We start from the raw sequence: 11,473 nt of genomic DNA, 5'->3' as shown, positions 1-11,473 counted from the left end.
GGAAAAAATTTATAAATTCACAGCATGAAAGTTATTATTAGACCTCTAAGTGTAATTATGTTGTTGTGTACTGCTGTTTTAAGTGCTCAAAATATTGAAAATGCAGAAGCAATAAGCTCTTTTACAAATCGACTGGAAGAAAAAAAAGTTTCACAGGTTCTTTTTATTGGAGATTCTCATATTCAGGCAGACTGGCTTCCCGGATATCTTAGAAAAAAGTTTCAGGCCAAATACGGTAATGCAGGTCGCGGATTGGTTTTTCCATACAATTTAGGGAACACCAATGGGGCAGATGATTTTTCTTCTTCCAGCAACAAAGCGTGGGAAACTTTTAGACTTGTACACGATCAGAAGATTTTTCCCAAAATAGGAGCCAGCGGTTTCGTTATCGGGAATAAAGAAAATTCATTCATCGAAATTCAGTTTAAAAATACTGAAGATAGTTTCGATAAAGTGGTTATTTTTCATGACGAAGATATGGATCGGAAGAAATTTACAATGTACACCGAAACAGAATCTCTGAGCCGTTTTATCGAAAAGAAATCTGAAATACTCAATCATACTGCGGCTAAAAACGAAACGTTCCACGAGATTGTATCTAAATATAATACCACTACCACAAGATTGAGAAAGCTTAATGGTGACCGTATTCTTCGTCCTTCCGAAGGGGATGTTTTTAAAGTGGAAAGAAATTACCCGGTTTACAATTCAGATTTTGAGCAAAAAATTACTGAGATTGGGAAATATACTTTTACAGGTTTCAAAACAACTGTAAGTATGCTTTCTCCTCAGCAAACATTTTTAATGCGTTCGGATATTCCTGAAGGAAGTACTTTTTATGGGTTTCAATTCTTAAAAAATACAGAAAAAGGTGTTGTTTTTAATACTGTTGGTGTAAATGGTGCTACTTATGGCGATTTTCTTAAGTATCCTTTACAAGTTCAACAACTTTTGACGCTGGATTCTAACTTGGTTATTATTGCATTGGGCACCAATGAAGTTTTCAGTGATATTACCAAAGAAGAATTTCAGACAAATGTGTCTTCACTGGTTGAAAAAATAAGGTCTGCAAATCCGCAGCTTCCGATATTGCTCATCGCTCCGACAGATAATATGCCAAAACAATCGCGTGTTCCAGAAATTGTGAGTTGGCTTAAAGAATCTGCCCAAAAATATAATCTCGCATTTTTCGATCTTTATCGTGCTACTGGCGGAAAAGGGTATTTCAAAAAAGCTTTAATGAGAAATGAAGCCAATAAAGATGGCGTGCATTACACTAAAACAGGCTACGAAAATCAGGGAGAAATAATTTGGAATGCTTTTTCGTCGATTAAAAATACTTCAAAATAATTTTGGAATATTAAATTGAAAAGTTAAAACATCTTTACTTTTTGTAAATATGAAAATATTGCTAAAAGTGATTTTGGAATTCAAAAATTCTTAATCATTTTCAGCAATATTTTTCTTTTTAAAACTGAAGATAAATAGGCAATACCTGTTCGGCAGATTTAAAGTAACCATAGGTCACCAAAAATCCAAAGAATATGATAATATATATCAGCAAAGGGATTTTTTTCCATTTTGAAATAAATCGTTCTGCCGCCGTATCCGGAATTAAATGAATAATCATCGCTAAAACGATCATTGCCATTACTTTTTTATAGTTTTCGAAAAACGGCTCGAAAGCATTTACATCAAAATTGAAAAGTATTTGTTTAATCATGGAAATTGCAGTATCAAAATCTTCTGCTCTGAAAAATATCCAGCCAAAGCATACGAAATGGAATGTAATAATTCCCATTACGATTTTGTAAATCCAACTGTTATTAAACCCCGAAAAAGCTTTTCCGGTAATCAGCATCCATATTTTATGAAGTCCAAGACCAATTCCGTGGATGGCTCCCCAAATAATAAAATTCCAGCTTGCTCCATGCCAAAATCCTCCAAGCAACATGGTGGTAAGAAGATTGAAATTGGCGGCAATACCTTTGGTATTTCGCGTAATTATTGCCGGAATAAGGAATATCGAAAGAACGATTGCTGTACATAAACCCGCATACAGCGGAGTGAGTTTAAATAAGTTTACTGAAGTAAAATAAGTTCCTGCCAAAAATGCCGAAACAAATATAAAAGAAGCTATCGAAAATTTACGGTTTCCTCCCAATGGAATGTAAAGATAATCCTTCAACCATGATGAAAGAGAGATATGCCATCTTCTCCAGAATTCTGTAATATTACGGCTTTGATATGGAGATCTGAAGTTTGCAGGTATTTTTACTCCTAACCACAAAGCAATACCAATAGCAATATCACTGTATCCACTGAAATCGCAGTATATAACCATTGCATAACCGTAAACTGCTATTAAATTTTCGAGTCCAACATGCAGAGAAGGGTTGTCGAATATATAATTAACCAGATTTAAGGTGATGTAATCTGAAATAATCAGTTTTTTAATCAGTCCCGAAATAATAAGATAGAACCCCATTGCAAAATCTTTTTCTGAAAGATAGTATGGCTGATTGATCTGTGGTACAAAATCGTGTGCACGCACAATAGGTCCCATCATCAGTTTTGGGAAAAATGACAGAAAGAGTAAATAATCTGTAAATTTTTTGGCAGGTTTAAAATCTCCTCTGTAAACATCAATAGTATAACTTAAATTTTCGAAAGTGAAAAAAGAAATTCCAATAGGTAAAAGGATATTGAGCGGGTGAACTTTTGCCCCCGAAAATTCATTATATAAAGTGATGAAAAAATTGGTGTATTTATAATAGAATAACAATCCTAGGTTGAATATTATACTGATCGTTAAAAGGATTGTTTTTCTTATTTTTTGCGGATTTCTGTCTATAAGATTCGATATAAAAAAGTTTACAATTGCAGATGCTATAACAAGACCAACAAACCAACCGCTGGCTTTATAAAAAAAGTACAGAGAGAAAAAAGTAAATACATATCTTCTTGCTGTAAAGTGATTTCTTAAAAGATAAAACAGCAGGATAAATAAGGTGAAGAAATATACAAAAAACCCGTTGTTGAATAAAAGCGGGTTTTTACTATCATATACAAACTGATGCAAAAATGCATCTAAGTCGAAAGATGATAATAAGGTTTCTAAAGAATTCACTTTTTATTTTTTTTAGTTGAAACAAAATTTTTATAGTCTTTCATCATTGCCTGATAGATTTTCTCTGCAAGAATGTCTGTACCTTTACCATTGGGGTGTACATAATCTTTATTAGCCAAAGGCGGATCTTGCGATGCCCAGGAAACAATAGAATTTTCTCCACCCATAGACTGAAAAAGATTAAAAAAAGAAAGCTGGTTATCATAAGCCATTTTAGCTTGGGTTTCTACCAGATTTTTAACTCCTTTCGCCGATTGAAACTCACCGTTGTATCGAAAAGCTCTGTCTGCGGTACTTACTAAAAGTATATTGGCATCCGAGAAGGCTTTTTTAAATTTTACCAGATTAGGCGTCATGAGTTTTACATAGTAAGAATAGTCGGTATCATTCGGTCGGAAAAGAAGATTTACACCATATTGCATTACAATTAAATCGTAATGGTTTTTCTCCTGAACAGCTTTTAAAAAATCTTCATCAATTTTTTTAAATTCCACTCCGGTAATTCCCCGGAAAGAAAAATTATCTATAATAACTCCGTTGTCAGATTCTATACTGATTCCGTATTGCGGAACATTGGTGTTTTGAGTTTTTACAGTAAATGCTCTTAAAGTGTCTTTAGACATTGGCTGTATATTTACGCTATTACCGCCATTCAGCATCAAAAGTGTATTGTTGTAACTTAAATTGGTTTCGGCTCCTTTCCCGAATATTACAAATTTGTTGGTGGTTGTTCCGGGTTTTAAAGTTTTATCAACAAAGTTAGTGCTTCCGGAACCGCTGAAGCTAAAGCCGGAAATATACATGTTTCGGACATTTTTATCCATGAAATTTACAACATTCCATCCGGTAGATTTAATTTCTGAAGATTCTCTGTAAGGAGCAACTTTACTTTGAAAAGGCAAAAATCCTACACCCGCTCCTCCAAATTCTGCCTGAAATAATTTTCGGAGTTTGCGGGTAAGAAGATCTCCTTCAATCATACTGTCGCCAAAATAGGCAATTCTTATTTTGCCTTTTTTAGTTTTTTGAAGTTCATAAAGCTTTTCTGCAAAATGCTGTAAAGCAACCGCACTGTCTCCTGAGGAAAAATCTGTAATAAAACCTGGTTTCTTATACAGTTCAAAATCTCTGGTTACTTCTTTGCCTTTAGCAATGTTTTTATAAGTTTCATCTGGTTTCTGGGAATCTCTTGCTTTTTCAGGATTAATAACTTCAGAAATGAGATTAATGTTTTGCAGAGGTTTATAGTTAATATCAAAAACGTACATGATTACGGAAAAAACAAGATATATAACAAAGCAGACGGTAAGCAATATCACTACCCGCCAATTTCTGTTTGAACTCATAAAATAGCTGGAAATTAAGTCAGCTAATTTAATAAATATATCCCTACATATACAAAAAAAAAAATATAGCTCCGATTTCGGAACTATATTTTAATAATTTGTTTCAATTTTTTTAGAATTTAGAGAGGCTGTATTTGGAGATAATCATGTTGATTCTTCTCATCCATTCTTTAGGTTGGGTAGAATAACCTGCCGATGCAATGGCATTTAACCATTTGGATAGATCTGCACTGCCTTTCAATGAAGTGTAGTAATTTTTTTTAACAATTAGCTTACAAAAAGTTTCGTAACATTCTTTAACTGAAGAAAAGCTTCTGTATTTGGACTGTGGATTGTTTTTTCCTACAATCCCGAAATGATTGTTAAATTTAGTAGAATTTTTGCTCGTTCCGGCTCCGGATTCAACGAATGCAATAGAAAGTATAACAGAAACAGGAATTCCGTATTTTTCGGATAATTCTGTAGCAATAGATTTATTACTTTCTAAATAAGGATGGGTTTGTGCTTTAGCAGTAAAAGATGTTAGCATTAGCACCAAACTCAAAACTACAATTCTTAAGTACTTTAAGGGTTGTTTCATAATTGTATATCTTGAAATAATGAGTGCAAATTTATCCTTCCATTTCTTAAAACCCTAATTTTTAACAGAATATAACGCAAAAACCACTGGATTAAATGATATTTAGTTAAAAATTGTTAAAAATTTGTATTTGTAAATTATTTTGATAAGTAAAACGCTCCGAAATTCTCGGAGCGTTTATAGTATTTATATTTCTTTAAAGCTTAAACCTTGCTCTGCTAAAAGCTTTTGTTCCTGATCTTTATAATAACCACTGGTTAATTTATCATGAATAGCTTCAAAAGCGGCCAGCGTTTCGTTGATTTCTGCATCCGTATGAGAAGCAGTAGGAATCAATCTTAATAAAATCATTCCTTTAGGAATTACCGGGTAAACTACAACAGAAGTAAAAATTCCGAAGTTTTCTCTTAAATCTTTTACCAAAAGGGTGGCTTCAACAGGCGATCCCTGCATCATAACCGGAGTAACACAAGTATTAGTGTCTCCAATATTAAAGCCTCTTTCTAAAAGTCCTTTCTGTAATTTGTTGGTATTTTCCCAAAGTTTGGCTTTAATTTCAGGTCTTGTTCTTAGTAATTCTAGTCTTTTCAATCCTCCGATAACCATTGGCATTGTTAAAGATTTAGCAAAAATCTGAGATCTGAGGTTGAATTTCAAATATCTGATGATTTCTTTATCTCCTGCAATGAAAGCTCCAAAACCCGCCATTGATTTGGCAAATGTAGAAAAATAAACATCAATTTGATCCTGACATCCTTGCTCTTCTCCTGCACCTGCACCTGTTTTACCTAAAGTACCAAATCCGTGTGCATCATCTACCAAAAGTCTGAACTGATATTTAGATTTTAAAGCACAAATTTCTTTTAATTTACCTTGTTGTCCTCTCATCCCGAAAACCCCTTCAGTAATTACCAAGATACCGCCTCCTGTTTCTTCTGCTACTTTTGTAGCTCTCTGAAGGTTTTTTTCTAGACTTTCGATATCATTGTGTCTGTAAGTAAATCTTTTCCCTGAATGAAGTCTAACTCCGTCTACAATACATGCATGAGAATCAACATCATAAACAATTACATCGTTTCTGCCAACCAAAGCATCAATAGTAGAAAGCATACCTTGGTAACCGAAATTTAATAAATATGCCGAGTCTTTCTGAACAAATTCTGCCAGTTCTTTTTCTAACTGTAAGTGTTGGTGTGTTTCTCCCGACATTGCTCTTGCACCCATAGGGTAGAACATTCCGTATTCTGCAGCAGCTTTTGCATCTGCTTCTAATACTTCCGGATGGTTACACATTCCCAGATAGTCATTCGCACTCCAGAAAATAACTTCTCTTCCCTGAAACTGCATTCTTGGGCCAATAGGGCCTTCTAGTTTAGGAAAAATAAAATATCCTTCACCATAATCTGCAAACTGCCCTAATGGACCAGGGTTTTGCTTTATTCTCTCAAAAATATCTAACATTATGTTGTGGTTTTTTAAGTAAAAAAGCCTTTTGTAAATTACAAAAAAGGCTTCTTTTTTATTTGGTTAAATTTTTTATTTAATAATTTCGGTCTTAAAGACTTCTTCGTAATTGTGGAAACAGTTATTAATAAACCCTTGTTCTTCCATCCATTTATCACTATAAACTTTGGTAATGTATCTGGAACCGTGATCGGGATAGATAAGCACAACCACATCATCCGGAGAAAACTGATAAGAATTGGCATACTGAATAAGTCCCTGAGTAACAGCCCCTGTAGTATAACCACCCATAATAGCTTCTTTTAAAGCAATTTCTCTTGTTCTGTATGCAGACATCTCATCATTCACTCTTACAAAGTGATCTACTTTGTCAAATAAAAGAGCAGAAGGAATTAAATTTTTACCCATACCTTCAATCTGATAAGGGTGAACATCTTCTTTGTGAATTTCTCCTGTTTCGTGAAAGCTTTTCAGAATAGAACCATCTGCATCTACTCCAATGATTTTAATATCAGGATTTTTTTCTTTTAAAAACTTTGCAGAACCGGAAAGAGTTCCTCCTGTTCCTGTACAAGCAAAAAGATGCGTAATTTTGCCTTCAGTCTGTTCCCATAATTCAGGACCAGTACTTTGATAGTGTGCATCTATATTCAGTTCATTAAAGTACTGATTGATATATATAGAATTTGGGGTTTCTGCAGCAATTCTTTTAGCTACTTCATAATAAGATCTAGGATCATCCGCAGGAACATTCGCAGGACACACATATACTTTAGCACCAAGAGCTTTAAGATAAGCTATTTTCTCTGGTTTTGTTTTATCACTTACCGCAAGAATGCATTTGTATCCTTTAATGATACAAACCATGGCAATAGAAAAACCTGTATTTCCTGAAGTGGTTTCTACCACTACAGAATCTTCTTTTAATAAGCCTTTTTTTTCAGCGTTTTCAATGATATGAAGTGCGATTCGATCTTTAGTGGAATGTCCAGGATTATATGATTCTAACTTGGCATAAACAGTTGCAGGTATATCTTTGGTAACGGTATTTAATTTTACCAAAGGTGTACTTCCGATTAAGCCAAGAATATTATCGTAAACATTACTCATTATTCGTTATTTTTCAATAAAAATCTGTCGGCAAAAATACAAAAAAATAAATACTTTTAAACAATTACTCATTGATAAGTTTATTGGTATCGAAATTTAGAGCGTATTTCTACTTTCAGCAATGCGAAACACTCAAAAATTGAGCCATTTTTTTTAAATTTTGTTAAAATATTAATAAACTAATCTAAAAACCTTATTTTCGCATAATTGATTTTATACTATGAAAAACTGGACTTTTAGGCAATGGAACACTATTCTCGGATGGGTGATTTTCGTAATTGCATTTTTCACGTACTTATCAACCATAGAGCCCAACTTTAGTTTCTGGGATTGTGGTGAATATATTTCTTCTGCAGTAAAGCTGGAAGTAACGCACGCTCCGGGTGCTGCATTATTTCAGATTGTGGGAGCTGTGGCTGCCATTTTTGCTTTTGGAAAAGGTGAGAATTATTCTATTGTGATTAATGCAATGTCGGCTTTATTCAGTGCTCTTACCATTTTGTTTTTATTTTGGACGATAACGCATTTTGTAAGAAGAATGTTTAATAAAGACTTTCAGGAAATTACAAAACATCAGGAAATTTCGATTCTTTTTGCAGGAGTAATTGGGTCATTGTGTTTTACTTTCTCCGATACTTTCTGGTTTTCTGCCGTAGAAGGAGAAGTGTATTCTATGGCATCTTTATTTATTGCTCTTTTAGTTTGGTTAATAACGAAGTGGGAAAATGAATACCTTGAAAAAGATAACGAACGTTGGATTATTCTTATTTTCTTTATTTTGGGTCTTTCTGTAGGGGTTCACATGATGTGTATGCTTGCAATACCTGCAGTTTGTCTGGTTTACTATGCCCGAAACTATGAGTTTACATGGAAAAATTTCATCATTGCGAACGGGATAACACTCGGTATTTTAATTATCGTTTTTAAAATAATTTTCCCGGTAATTATGACTTTCTTCGGAAAGCTTGAGATTTTCTTTGTGAATGGTTTAGGATTACCATTTCACTCAGGAACGATTGCCGGATTTATTATTATGGTTGCTCTTTGCTATTTCATGATTAAATATGCCAGAAAAGCCAAAAGAAATTTATACCAAACCATAGCTTTATCTGTTGTTTACATGATAATAGGATTTTCTTGCTGGATGGTAATTCCAATAAGAGCCAATGCTAATCCACCAATGAACCTTAATGATCCTGATACTGCAATTGGGATGAGAGATTATTACAACAGGGTACAATATGGAGATTGGCCAACATTTTACGGTCAGAATTACACAGCTTTTTTAGATGCCAACGGAATTCAGAAGAATGAAGACGGTAGCTTTAAGACTACTAAAACTGATGATGTCTACGAGAAGGATGAGAAAACAGGAAGATATATTAAGACCAGTGAGCGTTTTAATTATGTTTTCGATCAGTCTCATGTAAGTCTTATGCCAAGAATGTTTAACGATGATAAAGATGTGATGAACAATTACATTTCTATGTATGGAGCTCCCGATTTTACATTCAATTATGATAATGAAGATATTGCAGACAGCCCTGAAGCTCAGGAGATTTTCAATGATCTGAAAGCAAAGTATAATGACGGAACTATTACTTCTTCAGACTATCTTAAAGTAAGACCTTATAATTTAATTAAAGTTCAAAAACCTTCTCTGATGCAGAATATGGAATATTTCATTTCTTTTCAGAACGGGTATTATTTCTTAAGATATTTATTGTGGAATTTTGCAGGAAGACAGAATGATCTTGAAGGTTCTACAGACGATTTAAGAGGAAACTGGATTTCTGGTATTTCTTTTCTGGATGATGCAAGACTTGGAAGTCAGGCAGATATGCCTGCAAAATACAGAAACGAAAGTACTGTAGCTTTCTTCTTTTTACCTTTAATTTTAGGAATACTGGGATGTTATTTCCAGTTGAGCAGAGATTTTGGCAGATTTTATGCCATCTTATCGCTGTTTATTCTTACCAGTGTCGGAATTATCTTCTATACAGGTGTAAAACCTTTCGAACCAAGAGAAAGAGATTACGCAATGGTAGGATCTTTTTATGCCTTTGCAATTTGGATAGGATTAGGAGCTGCGGCAATACTTTGGTTTTTACAGACTAAAGTAAAATCTAATGCAGCCAATATAGGATTTGGAGTGGTTTTGTTGGGAATTCCTTTAATGATGGGCTTCCAGAATTATAACTCTCATGACAGAAGCGATAGATATACCGCTTATGATTATTCTTATTCTGTGTTAAAATCTCTGCCTAAAAATGATATTTTATTTGTGTACGGTGATAACGATACATATCCGGTTTGGGCAATGCAGGAAACGGAGCAATTTCGTGATGATGTAAAAGTGGTAAATTTCACCCTTCTTTCTACTCCTTGGAATATAGATCAGGTAAAAAGAAAAACATATAATGCATCAGGAATCCCTAGTCAATTAACTCATGAGGATTATAGAGATGGTGTAAATGACCAGATTTATCTGATGAAAAAAAGCGATTGGAAGAGCATTCTTGCAAATCTTCAGCAATCTGGTGCATCGGAAGATGCTATTAAGCCATTTCAAAAATATTTGGAGCAAGATTCTATGACAGTGAAAGAAGCTGTAGATTTCATCAAGATGAAATCGCCTCAAAAAGATGAAGTTCTGAAAATGATTTTCGGAAGTGACCGTTTTGAGAAATATAATTTCCTTCCTGTAAATAAATTTGTAATCCCCGTTAATAAAGCTAATGCAGTAAAATCTGGTATTATAAATGCTGCCGATGAAAGCAAAGCAGTAGACCAGATTGTTGTAAATTATAAAGCAGGAACTTTATATAAAAATAATTTAATGCTGTTTGATCTTTTAGCAAATTTCGACTGGAAAAGACCGATTAACTTCTCTTCAGGTGGAGTTTACGACAGCGAAAATATATTCTATCTGGATGATTATCTTCAGTTTGATGGTTTCAGTTACAGATTGGTTCCTATTTTTTCTCCTAAAAATGATGATGGAGAAATGGGTAGAGTAGATGCGAATTCTCTTTACAGTATTGTGAAAAATTTCAAATGGGGTAATTTCAAAAATCTTAATGTTCATTTCGATGAAACGGCAACTTCCAACATTATGAGTTACAGAAGTTCCGCGAGCAGAGCTGCTGCAGCATTAGCATTATATGGGCAAAAAGCAAAAGCGATTGAAATATTAGATTTAGCTTCCAAAGAAATTCCGGCAGAAAAATACAACGATCCACGATCTCTAAGTTCTATGGTTTATGGTTATATTGTGGCAGGTCAGGAACAAAAAGGTCTTAAACTCGCTGAAATTCTTAAAAAAGGTATTTTTTCAGAATACGATTATTACCTATCATTAAGCCCGAGCGAACAGAGATACATGGGAAGAGCAATGAAGTCTAAACCTATGGAATACTCATTAGTAGTTGCTTCTGTTACAGGTGCTTATGAGAAGTTGGGGCAAAAAGACAAAGCTTATGCTTATTTGGTGAAATCTATTGAACCTATCGATCAGAAATTTAATGTATTTATTAAAAGTCTTAAAGATATGGGCAAAGAAAAGGCTGTACAAGAATCTGAAAATGTACAGAAAATAACTCCTTATTACCAGTATTTATTTGATGTGATGGAGCCTTATGATTCTACTTATGCCAAAGAAAAAGAAAATCAGATTACTACCGCGCTCATGAGAGCAACGCAGTAAAATTCAAAAAACGGAACTTCGGTTCCGTTTTTTTTATGTTGATATTATCTCTTTAATTTTAAAAAAATGTTAAATGAAACATATTCAATTTATTAGTATTATTCAATTCAAAAATTAGAATTATCTTTGTCGGCTAA

Annotated in this window: 7 protein-coding genes; 2 read left to right on the top strand and 5 right to left on the bottom strand. The window is 33.8% G+C overall.

Going from position 1 to position 11,473, the window contains the following annotated elements:
- Window positions 1-24 precede the first annotated feature (24 nt).
- Entirely contained in the window at window positions 25-1,350 is a 1,326-nt protein-coding gene (locus tag MTP08_RS07535) for a GDSL-type esterase/lipase family protein (RefSeq protein WP_243575439.1), read from the top strand.
- A gap of 118 nt (window positions 1,351-1,468) precedes the next feature.
- On the opposite strand, the gene MTP08_RS07530 is transcribed toward MTP08_RS07535, so the two are convergent.
- From MTP08_RS07530 to MTP08_RS07510, 5 genes are all read right to left on the bottom strand, one after another.
- Window positions 1,469-3,130 (bottom strand): MBOAT family O-acyltransferase, encoded by a 1,662-nt coding sequence (locus tag MTP08_RS07530; protein WP_243575438.1) that lies wholly within the window; start codon window positions 3,128-3,130, stop codon window positions 1,469-1,471.
- Window positions 3,127-4,476, bottom strand: coding sequence for an SGNH/GDSL hydrolase family protein (locus MTP08_RS07525; RefSeq protein WP_243575437.1), 1,350 nt, complete (start codon window positions 4,474-4,476; stop codon window positions 3,127-3,129). The genes MTP08_RS07530 and MTP08_RS07525 overlap by 4 nt, the downstream gene beginning before the upstream one ends.
- 112 nt (window positions 4,477-4,588) lie before the next feature.
- Window positions 4,589-5,056, bottom strand: coding sequence for a glucosaminidase domain-containing protein (locus MTP08_RS07520; protein ID WP_209389945.1), 468 nt, complete (start codon window positions 5,054-5,056; stop codon window positions 4,589-4,591).
- A 186-nt stretch (window positions 5,057-5,242) separates the two neighbouring features.
- On the bottom strand, window positions 5,243-6,517 hold the full coding sequence (locus tag MTP08_RS07515; RefSeq protein WP_243575436.1) for an aminotransferase class I/II-fold pyridoxal phosphate-dependent enzyme: 1,275 nt from the start codon (window positions 6,515-6,517) through the stop codon (window positions 5,243-5,245).
- Between the two features lie 75 nt (window positions 6,518-6,592).
- Entirely contained in the window at window positions 6,593-7,630 is a 1,038-nt protein-coding gene (locus MTP08_RS07510; RefSeq protein ID WP_243575435.1) for a PLP-dependent cysteine synthase family protein, read from the bottom strand.
- A 220-nt stretch (window positions 7,631-7,850) separates the two neighbouring features.
- Between MTP08_RS07510 and MTP08_RS07505 the strand changes: the two genes are divergently transcribed.
- Complete coding sequence (locus MTP08_RS07505) at window positions 7,851-11,336, top strand: protein O-mannosyl-transferase family (RefSeq protein ID WP_243575434.1); 3,486 nt, start codon at window positions 7,851-7,853, stop codon at window positions 11,334-11,336.
- Window positions 11,337-11,473: the final 137 nt, after the last annotated feature.

It is taken from the genome of Chryseobacterium oryzae (assembly GCF_022811665.1).
Lineage (GTDB): Bacteria > Bacteroidota > Bacteroidia > Flavobacteriales > Weeksellaceae > Chryseobacterium > Chryseobacterium oryzae.
Note: the sequence above shows the minus strand (reverse complement) of the source record. Positions and strands in the feature narration are given on the sequence as shown.

Bases quoted from the DNA above. Each gene is read 5' to 3' on its own strand.
- MTP08_RS07535 (WP_243575439.1), top strand. From the start codon at position 25: ATGAAAGTTATTATTAGACCTCTAAGTGTAATTATGTTGTTGTGTACT.
- MTP08_RS07525 (WP_243575437.1), bottom strand. From the start codon at position 4,476: ATGAGTTCAAACAGAAATTGGCGGGTAGTGATATTGCTTACCGTCTGC.
- MTP08_RS07520 (WP_209389945.1), bottom strand. From the start codon at position 5,056: ATGAAACAACCCTTAAAGTACTTAAGAATTGTAGTTTTGAGTTTGGTG.
- MTP08_RS07515 (WP_243575436.1), bottom strand. From the start codon at position 6,517: ATGTTAGATATTTTTGAGAGAATAAAGCAAAACCCTGGTCCATTAGGG.
- MTP08_RS07510 (WP_243575435.1), bottom strand. From the start codon at position 7,630: ATGAGTAATGTTTACGATAATATTCTTGGCTTAATCGGAAGTACACCT.
- MTP08_RS07505 (WP_243575434.1), top strand. From the start codon at position 7,851: ATGAAAAACTGGACTTTTAGGCAATGGAACACTATTCTCGGATGGGTG.